The following is a 17,746-nucleotide window of genomic DNA, read 5'->3' on the forward strand; positions in this document are numbered from 1 at the left end:
GGTTTTAATTAGCTTTGTATGGCCGTTTTTATTTAATTCGCACATTAATGTTCGGCCGAGTAGAAATATAAATTTCAATGCCTGCCGAACTTATAAAACGTAACCTTTCATCATCATTAATTAACTTTTGATAGTTTACAGATTCGCAATCAAATATATAATATTCAAATACAATACTTTTATCATTGATGTTTATTATTTTAATACTTACATCCGATAATTTCGGGTACACTTTTAATTCGAGTTGAATGCCATTACCAGTAACATTGAAAATATATAAATTACCAACAAGCTCATCTACTATTTCCTCTGGAATAGATTCCAAACATTCTATAAATTCAGTTTCATCCCACTTTAACATCTATAGTAATCCCGATAGGCATATAACGCCGCAATAAGCGGTGAGTAACAGTTGGCTAAAATGCAGCGAAGCGGAACGAGCCCACTGTTACGAATCCGACTTGATTGCCTTGTTAAATGCCTGTATAAATCATGCATAGTATAAATTTTTCACGGGCACATAAAAATGACAGATATGACAGATTTAGAAGCAAGAATTACTGTATTAGAAGGTCAAATGCAGCAAGTGCTATCAAGCTTATCACTAATGGATAATTCATTAAATACTTTCGGTGATTACAAAAACCGAACAGGTGAAGAGTTAACCTTCATTGACAATCAAATCCAGATAATGATGAATACTCTGGAATCTATCTTATCAAGCAATATGCATCAAACAGATCTTGTTAGAGCTAAGGCGTTAAAAAAACGACTTAAAAACAATCAAACTAGAGCAAGAAAAGCTAAGGCATCCTAAAAATGGTAAACAAAGCTGATCGCTTAGAGCGCTTAAAAGTATTACAGGAACAAGCAAGAAACCAAGAGCAGACGAGCTATTACGGCGTGTTCAGCGAAGTTAGCGATTGTGCGAATATTCTGAATACTCTCGATCCTCAAAAACGCAAACCTTGGTTAACTGATGTACTTAATGACATGTATGTTAAGCAACAAGGTATTTGTCCTGAATGTGGTCTAAAAATGGATCATAACGACTATGAAGTAGATCACAAAGTCCCTCATAAATTTGGTGGTGGAAACGAATCATCAAATATTCAATTAGTTCACCCCAAATGTAATCGACTTAAAGGTTCAAGTGTTGATACTTCTGTTTTGCTTCGATATTTGGAAGATCGATATCAAAATTTATAGCCGGATACTACGGAAGGCATTTAACGCCGCAATAAGCGGCAAGATAAATGTTGGCTATAATTGTTGTGAGGAACGAACAGCAGCCAACGTTTAGCTGTCCGGTTTAATTGCATTTGTTAGACTTACATTACTCTGGACTTTTGAGTAATCCACTTTTGTATAATTCTCGCCACACGTTAATATACATTTGTTGACCATCAAGATTATCTAAACAAACTGCAACTGTATCTCCTAAATTCCCAAGGAATACACTACTACCCTCTGTTTTATCAGATTCTAAATCAGCTAGCAAAGTAGTACGGATTGTTTGAGGTATTTGATCACCAAGAAACTTTGAAAACTCCCAAATTCTTTCAAATTTTTCTGGGCTGATATCTTCAGTTAACTCGCTGACAACCATTGACATTGTTACTGCTAATTCTGCTCCATTTGAATAATCTGAAAACTGTTTGGATTTTGCTGGTGCGGCTTTTTCAATGATTTCAGATATTAACTTTAAACTAGCTGCACAAACTCCCCATGCATGTGACTCTTCATCAGTAACGTTAATATTTATAAATTTTATAGAATCATCAACATAGCTTTCGCTGTTTGCATTTAATATCAAAGAAAACCCAATGGATAAAGTTAGTAATATTTTTTTCATAATCATCCTAATTTTAGTTGATTAATGTAGATATGAAGTCTAACGCTCTAATAAACCGCGCAACAACGCGGAGCTTTCATTGTGTAAACTTCGCGAAGCGAAACACAATGAAAGCGGAGTGTTTTGCGTCGGTTTTAATTAGCTTTGTTATATTTTTAGTTGTTTATATGCAACATTTAAGGATAAATAAAGATCTAAACGACCTTGAAGTATTTTATCTCGCCACTCTTCAGTCTGTTTAATTTCCATTTCTTTATTTTCTCTCGATGCGTATCTATAAAAGTTAGATATGATATCGCCATAATTTCTAAGCGCCAATTGTTGATCTACGCAACCCAATAATAATAGGCGACCTTCAGAATTAGTGACACCCTTAAATAAAGTAAATATCTCTTCACGTAACAATGTTATTTTGTCATTTTTATCATAAGGTGCTTTAGGGTTTTTTGACCATTCAATTATGAATGCCCAATACTTCAAAAGAGCATGAGTCATTTCTTCAATTTCAGATGTAACAGATTCAAGAGTTTCTCTATGTTTTGTAATATATTCTTTTTCAATCGATTTTGAATGGTTATGCTTAGCAAGTGAATATGCTGAGACACCACTAATTAAAGCACCAAAACCAATTTTAATAGCAGTATCTGCAATTTCTATCCATGTGGTTGCCACAATTCTATCCTCTAAAATATAACATGTTATTAGACGGATTTTTTCTTCATTTCGCATTTTCAATAGTTACCGTCGATTTATTTGAATAACACAATATACATGAGCTCAAACACAATTAAAATTACTAAAACAACTATTTTTTTGAAGTAAATACGGAATATGTCTTTGCTATTTTAGAGTCTTGATATAAAAACATAGCAAATTGCAGAAACACGGAAAAATAGATAGCAAAAAGAAATAGGGAAAAATTCTGTCTATCTGATAATTAACATCCCATGGGTTATGGGAGTTTTCTAAAATTTAAATGAAAATCGAGTAATTAAAGTGATATTACAACGTATTTAGTAACAACTCCCTGTACATTCAAATTTTGAATTTTGAGAAATATGGATATTTTCCATATTTCTTGTCCGCCTATTTTTTTTTACTATTTTTCTGTCTTTGAGCTGGATTTACTATTTTTTTGGCTAAATCTGGATATCCAGTCAGCAATAATAGGGAAAATATGTAACTCCTTTTTTATAGATTTGGATAGTTTTTTCGTAATGAATCACGAACCTACAGTGAGATTAATTTCTATATCGAGGTCTACGTGTGGGTGATATTTTCGTGTTGATTTGGATTGTTTTTTCCGAATAAATCCGGAACCTACAGGTGAGATTAATTTCTGCATTGAGGACGACGTGTGGATGGTGTTTTTCGTTTTGTTTTGGATAGTTTTTCCGAATAAATCCGGAACCTACAGGTGAGATTAATTTCTGCATTGAGGACGACGTGTGGATGGTGTTTTTTTCGTTTTGTTTTGGATAGTGTTTTCGTAATGAATCACGAACCTACAAAAGCTTATCCTGTTAGTTAAATTTTCGGTAACGTCTTACGGCTTGCCCCCTTCGTTTCTTCTATATAGATTAACCTATATTTTCGTTTGGTATTGTATACATCGAGTCGCTCAATTGGCCTATAAATCTATTCAGCGATGGTATTAAATTTTTTATTTTTTGAAGAATTATGATGTGAGTAATATTTGGACCACAAAGGCTTTTAAGGGTTTGCTTTTTGATTGCTGCTTTGTTTGTCTATGGTTATGAAAATCGAGCGAATGCTGAATCAGCTTCGGCTTTGATTTTCCTGCGGAGCAATTTCAAATAAAAAGAGAGTTTCTAGCTGTCCCCCACGCACTTTATTACAAAAGAAACACATCACTTTCAATTTGAGTGTCTGACTATACCGTCTGACTAAACCTTCTGACTATGCCGATTCAGGTCAACCAAATAGCCAGCCACTTTAATTGTTGAAACATCGATTATTGCTAATTTATATTTAGTAATGTCCGTTGAACAAAGATACCCAAACAGCTGACGTAAAACTCATAATTCTTCCATTAGCGCGACAAGTCTAATAAATAATAATGATATTTTTTAACAAAATTATTTATACACTGTTTACTTTTTTTGCCACAATAAATAATGCTGCTTTTTCATGTGGCTGCCATTTATATTCTATTTTAAATCCCACTTTTTCAAATTGCTCAACTAACTCATCACAAGAAAACTTCATAACCAAAGGTGCTACCCCAAGTTTTGTCATAATAGGTAATATCCATTGCAATATCTTGGACTGCTGCTTTAAACAAGTTGTACTACTAATAAGCACTGCATCTTTGGGAAGGGAATGATATATTTTTTGTATCACTTCAGTGTAATTAGGCAATAAATGAAAGACACTCAATGCCAATACCATTTCATACTGATCTTTTTTTATTTCAAAATCATCTATACCCGTTTGAACAAATTGAATATTGTCGATGCCTTTTTGTTTTGCTTGCTGTATACCTACATTCAATAACGGTTCGCAGTAATCAATCGCCGTATAATGCTTTACATTGGGCGCATGTTTAATTGCCGTGCCGCCAGTTGCACATCCTATTTCTAAAATCGATGTATTTTTATCGTAGTATTTTTTTGTTTCCTCTAATTTGTGTTGATAAGCAGCTTCATCTGCAATGGGTTGACTTGCATATTTACTGGACATTTTATTCCAAAATTTAAGACCTTGATTCATGACATCTCCTAATTGCACTGGTTACTTGAAAGAGCATATCAAAAAAAATTTGAAATACACTATGACCATTGGATATAAATCACACACAAATAAAAAAAGTCACAAAGATTACTCTTTGTGACTTTTTAATTAAGCGTTAAATTTTATAAAAATTATTCGCCTCTATAATGATCTAATGTAATTTTCAAAATACCACCACTTGCGCTGACTTGATTTGGACTAAATTTCGCATCGTTTTCACCAAAAGTCCAATTCGCTAGACTCCAACGGTTAGTATCAAGAGTATTAAAATCATCAGTCCACTGCAATACAAAATTACCTGTGTTTTGATCAAGTGATGAGTATGACAAGTAATCTAATTCCATAGAAACTGGATACACAGAATCATCAATCGCTCCCACCCACTCTGCAATATTTGCAGGCCAAAGGTTTAAACGTATTCCTTGCAGACTTGTTAAACTTGCGTATTGATCAACTGTCATATTTTCTTTTCCTGCTCTAGACAAAAATTGTCCATCTAAGAAAAATTCAACACGATCTGGATACCAATCCATACGGTACAAATGAAAATCATCTGCTAAAGATTGTACTTGTGTATGCAGTGCATCACTTGTAATACGCTCTGACGCTTTACCAGTAATAATATTCGTTTGTAAATCAACGGCATTATTTTTACCTAACACCTCCATATCAATTTCTTCCCAAGGCTCAGGATCGACTTCACTGCCATTTTTGTAAGTAAAATAACCATTAACAATACCACTACCTTTTGCCGCTTTCATTCTTAATTCAATACTACCGTATAGATATAGATCTTCGGAGTAGATTTCGCCGGATGAATATAGCTTGTCATCGTTTAACGAATAATCAACTTCTTTAGGTGGCGTTACAATAACCGAACCGTCCGATTTTGAAATTTCTAAATATTTAATTCTGATCGCTTCTTCTTTATATAGTTTTGGAAGATTTAAAGCAGCAAACTGATTATTATCACTTTGTTGTGTACCAGTTAAATAATTACGGTAAGTATTTCGCGATTTTGTTTCAGCAACAAAACTCATGTCCGATGGAACCAAATCTTTTACATCATTAAAAGAAACAGTTTGTACACCCCAGTTTGCAACTTCTTCACGATAAATTAAACTGCTCACTGGCACGCTAACTCTTAGCCATTGATCATGGTAATCACGATCAATCGTTAAATTAATTGTGCCATGAACATCACCTTGCGTCGCATAATCATCACCAGGAATAGGATCAACGCCGTCGTAGTTTAATTGGATATCTAAGTAAAATTCACCATCGTCAAATTCATCAAGTTGCGCTGAGGTTAAACCACTATATGCACTGCGAACTTCTGTATTAGTTGGTAATACTGAGTTTGCAGAATCGATATAAATATCCATTGTGATCGTACCTAAATCTGCAAACGATGCATTATCATTTGAAACTGGGAATTTAAATCCATTACCATGCTGTGAATCCCAATCTGTATATTTTTTCACTAGAATATTGTTGATTGATTGTGCACCGTTACAGTTAGCATTCGCGGTATAGCCTTTATCAATCACGTAGTCAGCCGTTGATTGAGCGATACCATCCCATTCTGTTGCATTAGAATTCACATGACTCCAATCGTTATTGATGTTTGACATAGAGCCATCAACCAATAAATATCCGTCATGATCAATTACAGGATTTAAACCACATGTATTTATTGCATACAGTTTATGTTGAGCGCCTGCTGGAAGTGCAATTAACGAATAACTTTCATCTCCAGTTGTGACTGCAGCTTCTACTGTAATCATCACAGGTGTTTCAATTGTATTAATGCTATCTTTGACAGTAAACGTAGCAGTATACACACCTTCATTTACAATTGTGGTAGTTGCAGTTTCGCTATTAAATGCTTCATCATTTATTAACCATGAATAGCTTAAATTTGCATCATCTGCATCGGTTGCTGTTCCAGAAACAGTAAATGACTGTCCTGCTGTAACTGTGTAACTTGAATTAACGCTCACAACGGGTGCCACATTTAATTCAACTAACACGCTGATTGTTTTTATAGTTGGCTGATTTATTGAATCATCTGCCGTTAACTCAACTAAAAAAGTTTGGCTTGGTTGAGTTAAAGAAAAAATATGAGTTGGATTTTCTAAAGTTGAATCTCCTCCATCTTTAAAATCCCAATAATAGGTTATGCCATCACTTTCAGGATCAGAGGCATTTGCCATAAAATCCACCGAAACGGTATCAATAGTTTTTACACCAATTTGAAATGAAGGATTAGCAACAGGCGGATAATTTACTCCAACTTGTTTAGCAGGTACTGTAACTTCAACCATTTTAGTAGCTTTATTATTATCAGTGTCTGTTACGCTTAGTTCGACATTATGCACTACTATTGAATCACCTAATACATAGTCATGAATTGGGTTTTCTAAACTTGAATCATTACCATCTTTAAAGTCCCAAAAATAAGTTAATTGATCGCCATCTGCATCTGCAGCATTTGCTGTAAACGTAGCAGAGCCAGTCGAGGAAATTTGAACAACCGGATCAAGTGTAGGTGTCCTATTTTCACTTGAAGTAACAGCAGGAACAAATACATTTACAATTTTAGATTTAAATTCTCCTTTACTGTCATACACAGTTAATTCAACTTCATAAGTTGCATCCTCATTCAATTCAGGAAATTTATGTTCAAATGATGTTGCGCTTGATGATGTCGGTGAACCATCTTTAAAATTCCAGACATAAATTAAACTGTCGCCATCAGCATCGAATACTGTTGGGTTAAGTGTCACTGTATTATTTACTGCTGTTGTTGTGTTAAAACTAACCACAGGGGCTGCGTTATCTTCAGTATTTGTATTATTTGATGTTGACTCAGGATCAACACAACCTACGCCTGCAAAAATTGCAATGCTGCTGGCCGCACAAAGCGCTTTAAAGTTCATTTATCTTCCTCTTCTCATAGAATGAGAATGTAAATTAATAGTGATGAAATATGTTTAAATTTTTATTATAAAAAATTAATAAATTGCTTATAAAATTTTAGGTCAAATATAGTCAACCTTTTAAAATTACAAATCAATGTCACTATATTTTGATATATAAATTGTGAGACCTAATAGACATAAAATCGCCTACTAATTTACAAAACATTACATAAAGGTATACTTTAAATACATTATAGTTATGTGACACAGTGTCACATAACTCGAAAATACCCTTTAAAATAAGACCTTTTAACAGACAAAATTTCTAAAAAAATCCAAAACTTCATACAAAACATAACATTAATTTTGTATTTTCTTATTAATTAAGCAATTGGAGTGATTATAGAATTTGTTTAAATTTAATGATAAAAACCTTTGTACTGAGTCATTATTTTTTCATACTCAGTTCATCCTTTATTAAAAAATCTTCCTTGATTTTATATTGTTAAGTAGCTTTTAAATAACTATGTTTAGTACTTTTTTTTAGCAGCTTTTTCAGCAGCTTTTTCAGCAGCTTGTTTCTGCATTTAAGTCATTATTTTTTAATTAAATTAAATATGAAATTCTTTAAAAGTTTGAGCCAATTTATTTGGATGCTCCTCTAATAAAGTAAACATTGCCTTTGCAAAATCATCAGGATAGATATCTAACTGGCCCTGATTTATGCCTTCAAATGTATTTATAGCCACACTTTGCCTTGTTGCTTTTGGCATTTGCTCACCAGGGGCTAAACGGGTATCTGTAGGTCCAGGATACACACAAACTGCTTTTATATTATCTCCAGCTAGTTCTATTCTTAATCCTTGTGTTAAAGACATCAACGCAGCTTTAGTCGCACTGTAAGGCCCTAATGATGGGAAGTTACTTAAGGCGGCAATGGACGCAATATTAATAATAAACGCTTGCTTAGACTGTTTGAGCAGTGGTAAACATTGATGAATTATTTTAAGCGGCCCAAAATAATGGGTGTCCATTTCTAACTTAGCTATTTCAACTGCATTTGGGGCAGTATTAAAACAACCATTTGCTATACCTGCATTATTAATTAGCACATCTAAAGATTCGATCTTTTGAGTTAGACTTTGGATATCGCTATCATCAAGCACATCTAATTTAATAGCTTTGATTATTTCTGGATTAAGTGCAACTACTTCCTCTAATGCATTTTTATCACGCCCGGCCGCATAAATTGTACTTGCCCCGTTTGCCAATAATGCTTCTATAAACCCCAAACCTATCCCGCGATTTGCCCCAGTCACCAATACCGACTTACCTTTTAAATTAAACATATTTACCTCTTTTATCTATATGTATTGCATTCGTTTATCAGTAATTTGATAAACAGCTTTCTCGATAAACAACTTTCTCGATAAAAAGCAGTTTTATTTATTCATGATCAATTGACAATATAGCAAAATGGAATAACATTTATCCACCTTGCAAATAAATCAACCTTATAAGGCATTTAAATGGATCAGAAGCAGTTATTCCCAATGATGAATGCATTTATTGCAGTTGCTACGATTGGCAGTTTTTCTCAAGCAGCCAAGCAACTCGGTTCATCGCAACCTTCTATATCTCGATTAGTTAATGATTTAGAAGCACATTTAGGTGTGCGCTTATTGCAACGTAGCACCCGAAAGTTAAGCCTTACTGAAGCTGGTACTATTTATTTTGAAAAGGCCCATAAAATTCAACAGGATATTCTAGATGCCCAGCAATCGGTCAACGCATTTAAACAAACCCCTTCGGGACTATTAAGAATAGGTGCACCATTGCATTGGATTGATTTAATGATTGCCCCCTATTTGGCCGAATTTTTACAGCGCTATACTCAAATCAAACTTGAAATCATTGCAACGGATCAGCATCAAGATATTGTACAAGACAGCCTTGACGTGGTTTTGCGTGTCGGCGATCCTAAACATTCAACCTATATTGCTGTTGCCATTAAACCTGTAAAGCTTACATTGTGCGCAAGTGCCAAATACCTTAATAGATTCGGCACACCCAAGAGCATCACTGAGCTGACTCAACACAATTGCTTAATTTATAATAAGTTAAATGAATGGCAATCATTAACAAACAACCAATTAACTCAAATAAAAGCACAGGGTAATTTAGATTCAAATTTAGTCACTGTTTTAATTTCATCTGCGATACAGGGTATGGGAGTCACGCTATTGCCAAACCTACTTTTAAAATCATATTTTGATTCAAATGAATTAATTGAAGTACTTCCAAATGAAAATTGGTCAATTAAACACGCAACGGTAGAAAACGTTTACGCTTTATATTCCGATCGAAATCACCTTGCGGCCAAAACCCGTGCATTTATTGATTTTTTTAAACAAAAAATTCAAGATGATTTTTAGAAAAACTCTATTAACCAATCTTTAAATTACTGTTACACTCAGTGTTTATAGGGTAATTACAATAAAAATTATAAATGGGAATCACTATGTTTAATATCACTAAAAACAAGCAGCCTCACTTGCTCAACCAATATAAAACGCATCTTAGTGCATTACTAGATCGTACACTACTTCGAACAGACTTAAGTGACACGCAAAAAGAATTATTAATAGAGTTATGCAAAACATTAGACAACGCAAATAACTGGCAAGTCGCTTACGATATTGAACTGCAAATAATCGAACATTTAGATGAAGATGAACTCCAAGCTTGTTGGTCTAGAAAACTGGCTGACAAAGAAGATTTAACAGAATCATTGCAAAAATTTTATAAAACGCAAAGTGAATTGAAATTAGAAGGATCGAAGCTTAAATCCATGCTTGCTAAATTAGTTTGCGATTTGCAGTGGCGCTTTGAGGTAATTAGAGTGCGCTCTAATTTTGCAGCAAGAACTCGTTTTTTAATTGCCTGTATGTTTTTACTGTCCTTTTTTATTTTCTTCACTCCAACATTAACAAACACATTTTTAAATATAGAATTATTTAAAGATAACTTACGTTTGTATTATTTATTTACAGCGGCAAGTGCTGGATTATTAGGCGCCTCTTTTTCACAGCTCACATCAATGCGGACCAATTTATCACATGCCACAATCGAACAAATTCGAACCATGAGCCATTTTAGTTATGTGGTAGCAAGGGGGGTAATTGGTGCAGGGGCAGGATTAATTATGTTTTACATTATTCAATCTGGTTTATTTGATTCAGTAATTTTCCCCAAATTTATTGTAGACCAAAGTCAACTATTAGATATTTTACAAACTCAACAGGCCGAGCAAACTCGCTTTACTGAAGCTGGTGGAAAATTACCTATGGTGGCGCACGACGTGATGAATGCTAAAACAAAAATGTTGGAAAGTTCGAAAACCGTTCAAGTAATGGCAACAGCTCACAGCAATGAGAACCTTTTGCAAGTAGGCAGTTTGCAAAAACCGTCTCAAGGTATTTCTCTTTTAATAGTTTGGTGTATTGTTGCCGGTTTCTCTGAAAAATTAATTCCTGGTTTATTAAACAATGCAGAAAAAAAAGCATTAGCAGAATCGGAAAAAGCTAATTAATATTCAACTATCAAATATTTAAGAACCAAAAATTAAATAACCAAAAATTAAAGAACCGAAAATTAAAAAGCCCAAACTTTAAAAGTCTGGGCTTTTTTGGGTTTATGGCCAATTACGAATAATAATTTCCTCTATTATTAAATTGGCTGATTGTTGTTTATATGTAGCCCTAATTTTATCTTTAAGTTTATGTTTTGCTTGCAGATAGTATAATGAGTCTGCTTGTAATAATTGTTTTTGTAATTCATCCAACTGGTTATTCACGCTTTTTTTAGCCTCATCAAACATTCTTGCGTTTCGTTCATCGTTGGTTGCATCTAATTGTTTTTGTTCAATTAAGGTTGCCTCATGTTTGGTTAGCATTATCTCAGGTGCGTCCAAATAAATTGTATTGTTTTTATATTCGCTATTAAAATTCCAATCTTTTGCATCAACTGACATTTCAAACTCTAAACTCCATTTGTATTGAACAATGCCTTTTCCAAGGCCCAGCCCTTTAGTATCTTTAATCGTGTCATTAAATAAAATATCAAATTCAATCAGGTTAAGCGTTTGAATTTGATTAATAGTGTTTGGATCAAAATATTTTGAACTGACTTGTTTGGGAATATTTGCACCGATGATCATGCCGATTTCAATAATTAAAATTAAAAATACAACTTTCAAAAAATTATTCATGATCGTGATCCTTTGCTTCTAAACCTTGCTCTGTATCTTGAAGGCTTTGCTCATCTTTAGTGAATCGTTTTACTACAAAATACACAATGGTCGATACAATCATTACCGCCACAACATACGAAGTTAATATTTCAAATGCAGACACTGTAAAATTCAAACCTTTTGAAGCACCTAATAAAACAGGAAAACCCCAAGACACTAATGACACAGACCCAATTAATGTCATGATTATTTTTTGCTTATGGGTAATTGAATAGAATAATGTTTTCCCTTCATTATTATTTAATATCGGCAAAATAAATCGATGCAATAAATAGCCATTAAATGACAACACAACCACAATGCTCACCTTTGACCACACTTTTGGATTTAGGACATTTTCAGGTTCAAAAATAGAATAATGAATGATAAACCCAAGACCCGTTACCCATAAGATACACAAACCAATCGTGACTAGATTTGTTAAAAAATGCACCAATTTTAATTTTTCACTGCTTATCGGTTCAAATTGCAAAAATCGGATAATGATTAAATCGGATATCCAAGCACCACCCGCTCCAAAAGCCAGCCCAATAAAATGAAAAATAATTAATAATGTTTTGATATCTAATGCTTCGAAAATATTCACTGTATTAACCACTGTTAAACGATAATAATCTCAATACTACGCAATCACTTAAAAATTACCAGAGCAAGTTTGTTGCTATTTTATTGAATTTTGACGAGTTTCAAATTGACATCATTCTTTCAGGCATAAAAAAACGGATTAAGATCACTCTTAACCCGTCATTTAAAAATAAAATCCTTTTATTGCTTTCTCACCTTAAAGAAACTGTTTGACTCATTAAATAAATCAGGCGCTTATTCTACAACGTTTTTAGATACTCAAGCAATGCCCAAACACTTTGTTTATCATCACTCCAATCTAATTTATAAGTTTTACCATCTAAAGTAATGTCTTTATCATGTCCTGCATTACTAATTGATGGAGAACTTTGGGTATCAAATACATACCCTTCTTGTTCATCCCAATTATCCAATTCCCACTTAAACCCTACTAATTGAGTGTCGAAATCTAATTGGCTTTTTACAAATACATCAGGACGCTCATTTGGCACTAGCATATGATAAAGCGTAGGCACTGAACCATTATGCAAATAAGGCGCTTGCGCCCAAAGCCCAGGAAACGGCAATGCGTTATATCCATTTTGCACTCTTGGTGGCAACATGACCTGTTTACTTTGCCCAACTAACGAAACCCCTTTATATTCTGCACAAGGCTGAACTTGCTTTCCTTCCATTTCAATGGTGGTAGTTGGAGAACAATTTGCGTCACCTGCAAAACTTGCTTGCGCGCCGACTGTAATCACAGTGCCTGCCACTTTTGCACGCCCCATATCAGTTCCCATAATCGAATATACACGACCATTATTTGGTTGATGACAATCCGCACAGTTATCTTTGAATAATTGCTGTCCTGTTTTTGCTAGATCCACATCAACGTCAAATGGATAAATAGCAGGTGGTAGTTTTTGCAATACTTTTTCAGCATGGGCTGAAACACTGATATCAATATTATCAAATCCTAGTGTAATTTGAGCAGCAATGTTTTTATACATTGGTAACGGGATATGACCATTCCATTGACCGCCACCATTTATTAATCGTGTTTCATCTTCATTCCAAACTGGATCGTGAGAGTCTTGATCCCATACAACCATTATGTCTGTCACACCATGACTGGCTGGCATAACTAATGGTGCAATTAACTTAGTTGTCATCTTTTCATCAAAGGTTTGAAATGCTGTGGCCGCATTAAACCCAATGGCATCTTCCATGCCGGCGAATCCAGAATTAATTCTATCTTTAATATTTGGATACAGTTTTTCGGTTAATGTCACCCAACTTGCATACACGTTTTCTTGGTGTGTCACAAATTCAGCGATAATATCTGTCGCATCATTTTTAAATAATTGAATTTGAGCTGCCTCATAATTTGCATCAAATACTCTTCCGTCGTATTGATAATTATTGTAAAAATAATTTGGATCTTGAGCCTCTACTTTATCTAGCGCGGTTAAAAATGCATCCACTACTAATTGTTTTTTGGCAGACTCGTCAGTTTCATTGCCATAAATTTTATTTAAAGATTGGACAATACGCTCCCGATAACCAATCACGTTAAATTCAGAATTGATACCGCCATCTAAATATTCAAACTCACCACTTGGTAATCTAACTCGACCAATATGACACCCTCCACAGGTAAACGAGGCGTAATCAATATCTGCAGTTAAATCTTTTCTCACTAAACCAGTAAAGCCAATTCCACGTGGAAATGGATACCCTACTAAGCGCTCATCATGAAACAATCCCATAACCGATAAAAAATTATCTTCATCACCCCAATATTCAGGTGCAACTTCAGGCAATAATTTTAAGACAATCAAGGGAATACCATTGGTTTCGCTCACTGGAAAGTTTGCAAAATGATCATAGTTTACTTGGAATGTATCAATATGATCGGCAATATCCGCACGACGCTTTGCTTGAGCAAGCACCCAATCTTTAGGTACTGGTTTTACATAAGTGGATTTAGGTGCTTCTAACCGACTATCAAATAAACCACTTACTTTACCGTAAGCGAGTAATCCAATAATAGGCAATACAACAGCCGAAATTTTAAACAGAGGGTGATTCATAATTTATACCTTAAAGTGTTTTTAAATATTCAATAATAGCCATTGCACCTGGCTTATCATCGGACCAATTTAATTTGTATTCAATACCATTTTCATTCACATCTTGGTCGTGACCTTTATTTGAAAATGTTTCAAAACTTTTTGTATCAAAAACATAACTATGCTCTGCTGATACGGTTTGATGATTGTCTTGTACCCACTGATAGCCTAAATATGTTTGATCATAGGTTAACTGACTTTTGATAAACGTAGTTGGTCGCTCATTAGGCACTAATAAATGATAAATAGTTGGCACCGATCCGTTATGTAAATATGGAGCTTGAGCCCAAATTCCACTTAATGGTCTTGCGTTATAACCATGATGTTGATTATTAGGTGACATAATTAAATCTTCTTTTCCTTCTAAAGACACGCCACCAAATTGCGCACAGGGTTTCACTTGTTCACCATATAACTCAACCTTTGTTTGAGTAGAACATTCTTTAAAAAAACCACTGATGCCGCCTTTTCTAATTAATGTATTTACAACATAACTACGGTCAAGATTCACACCAAGGTTACTATAAACCTTACCGTTAAATGGTTGATGACATTGCGCACAGTTGTCTGCAAATAATGCTTCGCCTTTTTTAGCAAGTTCAACATTCACATCAAATGGATACACAGACGCAGGAAGTTTATCCAATAATTCGACAGAAAATGCAGACACTCTTAAATCATTATCATCTAAGCCAATTGTTAACTGTGCCGCCATATTACGATACATAGGAATAGGGATATTACCATTGTATTGCCCGCCACCATTAATTAACGTTTGATGAGAATTATCCCAATGCGCTTTTCTTTCATCTTGGCGCCATACAGTCATAAAATCCGTTATACCTGGAGAGCTCGGTAAAATGTGTTTGGAAAATAATTTTCCAAAAAAAGTCGAATGGGCATCATTATATGAATTAACTGTAAATATTCCGGTTGCATCTGCCATGCCGGGAAACCCTTCTAAAGAACGTGTCTGGAATCCCTTGTAATTTTTATCTAGTAACGCAGCATAACCGGTATAATCTTGCGTGGTAGTTTTATAAAAATCACCAATTAACGATCCAGATTTCTCAATAAAAAGTTTAATTTGATTTTTTTCATATGCCAAATCAAAGTTAACTACATCATTTTTATATTCATTATAAAAGTAACTATCACTTACGGATATTGCTTTTTCAAGTGCTGTTAAAAATGCATTTTCTAGTAATTGTTGCTGTTTAATCGGATCAGATTCATCTCCTATTATTTTTTGAAGGGTTTGATAAGTTTTCACTCGATAAGCAACAATATTAAATTCAGTATTCACGCCGCCATCAATATAATGAATTTTATTATTTTGATCTATCACGCGCCCAATATGACAAGCGCCACAAGTAAAGGATGTATAATCTATTTTGCCCATAGGCTCAATTCTAGCTAAGCCACTTATTCCTATACCACGAGCTATTGGATAATTTTCCTGCCTTGTATCTTTAAATAACCCTACGACATCTAAAAAGTTTTCTTCACTGCCCCATAATTCTGGTGCAATAATAGGTAATAATTTTAAAATAATGAAAGGTGTTCCATCTGTTTGGCTAAAAGCATAATCGGCAAACCAATCAAATGCTTCTTGATTATCTGCAATATATGATTCTTTTTGCTGTATTTTTTGTTGCTGAAATTCAGACCAATTTTGTGTAACAGGTATTACAAATGGTTTACCTGTTGGGGATGCTAATTGTTTTGTGGGAATTGCTTTATATATTGTGATGCCTACCAATAAAAACATGGCAATTAATAATATTTTTTTCATTTTATTTTTCTTATCGTTATTATTAAATAAAAAAGCCTCTCATAAGAAAGGCTTAATAGGGTTATCCTATTTCCATTTTAATTTGTAATCTTCTGGGAAAGGCCCATCTTTATAATCCATCTCAGATGCAGATTGAATATCTTTTCGCATTAAAACCTGCTTTACCATTTCAGGAATCATTGCCATTCCTATGTATTTACCCACACAGTCGTGAGATGCAAATCCATAGTTAAAATTATGATACCAATTACGATTTGCATTAAATTCTTCAGGATTTTCATAAGAATAATCATCAAACATTGCAGACTGAGTTAACGTTAAAACATTGGTTCCTGATGGAATTTTTGTTTCACGATCCGTGCCTTTTGCTATGGTGTAATCCATTGATGTTTGACGAAATAGATATGGGCTAATCGGTACAAATCGTAAAGCCTCCCAGACCATCGCATCAATTTTATCTGTATTAGAATCAAGAGATGCCGCTTTGGCTTGTTCAAATAATTCAGGACGTTCAATAAAAAAGTTAATCACTTGCGCAACGGCTTGTGAGGTAGTTTCTACGGCACCAATTAATAAGCCACCAGCGTTTGTACCAATACGCGTTAATGGAAAATCAACTTGAGGAGCGAATGAGCTACGCAACATACGTTTTACAATATCATCTTTAAATTCATATGCTGGCTTTTTAGCGATGGCTCTAAATATATTTAAAACTTGTACAGCACGACCCAATAACCGATCTTTGATTTGTACCGTTAGAATTTTACGAATCATTAACACAGTAACATAATCGACTAATTCTTTAGAACACTGTGCATGAATGTCTACAATTTCATCAAATCGCTCTTTAGAATTTAAGTCAAATGGCTGATTATGGAATGTATTATATTGATTCCAATATGACCATTTTAATAATTTTTTACGACTAATTCCGTCCAAACCAAAATATTCTTGAACTAATATCGCAGGAACCATACGACAATATTCATTTACAATTTCAATTTCTCCGTCGGCATCATCCAAAATTTTCTTAGATGAATCACGAATTAATTTTCTAATTCTTGGAATATCTTCGCGATTTAACATACCTTGCATAATTGATTTTTCACGATAATGTAGCGCATCATCATCGTGTGCCATTAAATATCCAGGTTCAGTATCAGTGACACCCATCTTTGGTTTATATAACGCGTTGGTAAAAATCGTCGGCATTTGTAATGCATCACGAACATCTGTAAATAATGCAAGTAACGTACATTCAGGCGTCACCAATACTGGACGTTCCTCTCGTAACTGTTTAAAAAATGGAAGCGGTTCATCATGCATCCATTTTTTCACTAATGGAAATTTGTCCGCATCAGCAGCGGCATCAAATAACTCAAGATAATTTGTAGTCATGATTCACCC

At 34.2% G+C, this 17,746-nt stretch carries 15 protein-coding genes; 4 read left to right on the plus strand and 11 right to left on the minus strand.

All coding sequences use genetic code 11. The features are described from left to right. Positions 1 to 28: 28 nt before the first annotated feature. Complete coding sequence (locus TYM08_RS18405; RefSeq protein WP_422380613.1) at positions 29 to 361, minus strand: hypothetical protein; 333 nt, start codon at positions 359 to 361, stop codon at positions 29 to 31. Between the two features lie 165 nt (positions 362 to 526). Here TYM08_RS18405 and TYM08_RS18410 point away from each other — a divergent pair, with 165 nt between their 5' ends. Next, entirely contained in the window at positions 527 to 817 is a 291-nt protein-coding gene (locus tag TYM08_RS18410; protein ID WP_422380614.1) for a hypothetical protein, read from the plus strand. A gap of 2 nt (positions 818 to 819) precedes the next feature. Continuing rightward, complete coding sequence (locus TYM08_RS18415) at positions 820 to 1,209, plus strand: HNH endonuclease signature motif containing protein (RefSeq protein WP_422380615.1); 390 nt, start codon at positions 820 to 822, stop codon at positions 1,207 to 1,209. A gap of 127 nt (positions 1,210 to 1,336) precedes the next feature. Here TYM08_RS18415 and TYM08_RS18420 read toward each other — a convergent pair whose 3' ends face one another. The 5 genes from TYM08_RS18420 to TYM08_RS18440 all read right to left on the minus strand — a co-directional run bounded on the left by TYM08_RS18420 (position 1,337) and on the right by TYM08_RS18440 (position 8,882). Continuing rightward, positions 1,337 to 1,855, minus strand: a complete 519-nt coding sequence (locus TYM08_RS18420) for a hypothetical protein (RefSeq protein WP_422380616.1) — start codon at positions 1,853 to 1,855, stop codon at positions 1,337 to 1,339. 147 nt (positions 1,856 to 2,002) lie between these two features. Beyond that, the gene (locus TYM08_RS18425) at positions 2,003 to 2,527 is read right to left on the minus strand and encodes a hypothetical protein (RefSeq protein ID WP_422380617.1); all 525 of its coding nucleotides are present in this window, start codon (positions 2,525 to 2,527) and stop codon (positions 2,003 to 2,005) included. Between the two features lie 1,431 nt (positions 2,528 to 3,958). Then, positions 3,959 to 4,588 (minus strand): class I SAM-dependent methyltransferase, encoded by a 630-nt coding sequence (locus tag TYM08_RS18430; protein WP_422380618.1) that lies wholly within the window; start codon positions 4,586 to 4,588, stop codon positions 3,959 to 3,961. A gap of 152 nt (positions 4,589 to 4,740) precedes the next feature. Next, the gene (locus TYM08_RS18435) at positions 4,741 to 7,551 is read right to left on the minus strand and encodes a PKD domain-containing protein (RefSeq protein ID WP_422380619.1); all 2,811 of its coding nucleotides are present in this window, start codon (positions 7,549 to 7,551) and stop codon (positions 4,741 to 4,743) included. Positions 7,552 to 8,144: 593 nt separating this feature from the next. Beyond that, positions 8,145 to 8,882, minus strand: coding sequence for an SDR family NAD(P)-dependent oxidoreductase (locus TYM08_RS18440; RefSeq protein WP_422380620.1), 738 nt, complete (start codon positions 8,880 to 8,882; stop codon positions 8,145 to 8,147). Positions 8,883 to 9,062: 180 nt separating this feature from the next. Between TYM08_RS18440 and TYM08_RS18445 the strand changes: the two genes are divergently transcribed. Together TYM08_RS18445 and TYM08_RS18450 are read left to right on the plus strand one after the other, a co-directional pair. After that, a complete protein-coding gene (locus TYM08_RS18445; protein WP_422380621.1) occupies positions 9,063 to 9,968 on the plus strand; it encodes a LysR family transcriptional regulator in 906 nt (301 codons plus the stop codon). Between the two features lie 86 nt (positions 9,969 to 10,054). Then, a complete protein-coding gene (locus TYM08_RS18450; RefSeq protein ID WP_422380622.1) occupies positions 10,055 to 11,125 on the plus strand; it encodes a hypothetical protein in 1,071 nt (356 codons plus the stop codon). 102 nt (positions 11,126 to 11,227) lie between these two features. On the opposite strand, the gene TYM08_RS18455 is transcribed toward TYM08_RS18450, so the two are convergent. The 5 genes from TYM08_RS18455 to TYM08_RS18475 all read right to left on the minus strand — a co-directional run bounded on the left by TYM08_RS18455 (position 11,228) and on the right by TYM08_RS18475 (position 17,737). Then, positions 11,228 to 11,803, minus strand: a complete 576-nt coding sequence (locus tag TYM08_RS18455) for a hypothetical protein (RefSeq protein WP_422380623.1) — start codon at positions 11,801 to 11,803, stop codon at positions 11,228 to 11,230. Next, positions 11,796 to 12,431, minus strand: a complete 636-nt coding sequence (locus TYM08_RS18460; protein WP_422380624.1) for a hypothetical protein — start codon at positions 12,429 to 12,431, stop codon at positions 11,796 to 11,798. Before TYM08_RS18460 ends, TYM08_RS18455 begins: the two co-directional genes overlap by 8 nt. Positions 12,432 to 12,669: 238 nt before the next feature. Beyond that, a complete protein-coding gene (locus tag TYM08_RS18465; protein WP_422380625.1) occupies positions 12,670 to 14,505 on the minus strand; it encodes a hypothetical protein in 1,836 nt (611 codons plus the stop codon). 10 nt (positions 14,506 to 14,515) lie between these two features. Beyond that, positions 14,516 to 16,339, minus strand: a complete 1,824-nt coding sequence (locus tag TYM08_RS18470) for a hypothetical protein (protein WP_422380626.1) — start codon at positions 16,337 to 16,339, stop codon at positions 14,516 to 14,518. 66 nt (positions 16,340 to 16,405) lie between these two features. Beyond that, a complete protein-coding gene (locus tag TYM08_RS18475; RefSeq protein ID WP_422380627.1) occupies positions 16,406 to 17,737 on the minus strand; it encodes a cytochrome P450 in 1,332 nt (443 codons plus the stop codon). Positions 17,738 to 17,746 lie beyond the last annotated feature (9 nt).

Source organism: Marinicellulosiphila megalodicopiae (genome assembly GCF_045862395.1).
Taxonomy (GTDB): Bacteria; Pseudomonadota; Gammaproteobacteria; order Pseudomonadales; family Natronospirillaceae; genus Marinicellulosiphila; species Marinicellulosiphila megalodicopiae.

Bases quoted from the DNA above. Each gene is read 5' to 3' on its own strand.
- TYM08_RS18450 (WP_422380622.1), top strand. From the start codon at position 10,055: ATGTTTAATATCACTAAAAACAAGCAGCCTCACTTGCTCAACCAATAT.
- TYM08_RS18470 (WP_422380626.1), bottom strand. From the start codon at position 16,339: ATGAAAAAAATATTATTAATTGCCATGTTTTTATTGGTAGGCATCACA.
- TYM08_RS18410 (WP_422380614.1), top strand. From the start codon at position 527: ATGACAGATATGACAGATTTAGAAGCAAGAATTACTGTATTAGAAGGT.
- TYM08_RS18465 (WP_422380625.1), bottom strand. From the start codon at position 14,505: ATGAATCACCCTCTGTTTAAAATTTCGGCTGTTGTATTGCCTATTATT.
- TYM08_RS18415 (WP_422380615.1), top strand. From the start codon at position 820: ATGGTAAACAAAGCTGATCGCTTAGAGCGCTTAAAAGTATTACAGGAA.
- TYM08_RS18420 (WP_422380616.1), bottom strand. From the start codon at position 1,855: ATGAAAAAAATATTACTAACTTTATCCATTGGGTTTTCTTTGATATTA.
- TYM08_RS18405 (WP_422380613.1), bottom strand. From the start codon at position 361: ATGTTAAAGTGGGATGAAACTGAATTTATAGAATGTTTGGAATCTATT.
- TYM08_RS18430 (WP_422380618.1), bottom strand. From the start codon at position 4,588: ATGAATCAAGGTCTTAAATTTTGGAATAAAATGTCCAGTAAATATGCA.
- TYM08_RS18445 (WP_422380621.1), top strand. From the start codon at position 9,063: ATGGATCAGAAGCAGTTATTCCCAATGATGAATGCATTTATTGCAGTT.
- TYM08_RS18455 (WP_422380623.1), bottom strand. From the start codon at position 11,803: ATGAATAATTTTTTGAAAGTTGTATTTTTAATTTTAATTATTGAAATC.
- TYM08_RS18435 (WP_422380619.1), bottom strand. From the start codon at position 7,551: ATGAACTTTAAAGCGCTTTGTGCGGCCAGCAGCATTGCAATTTTTGCA.
- TYM08_RS18440 (WP_422380620.1), bottom strand. From the start codon at position 8,882: ATGTTTAATTTAAAAGGTAAGTCGGTATTGGTGACTGGGGCAAATCGC.
- TYM08_RS18475 (WP_422380627.1), bottom strand. From the start codon at position 17,737: ATGACTACAAATTATCTTGAGTTATTTGATGCCGCTGCTGATGCGGAC.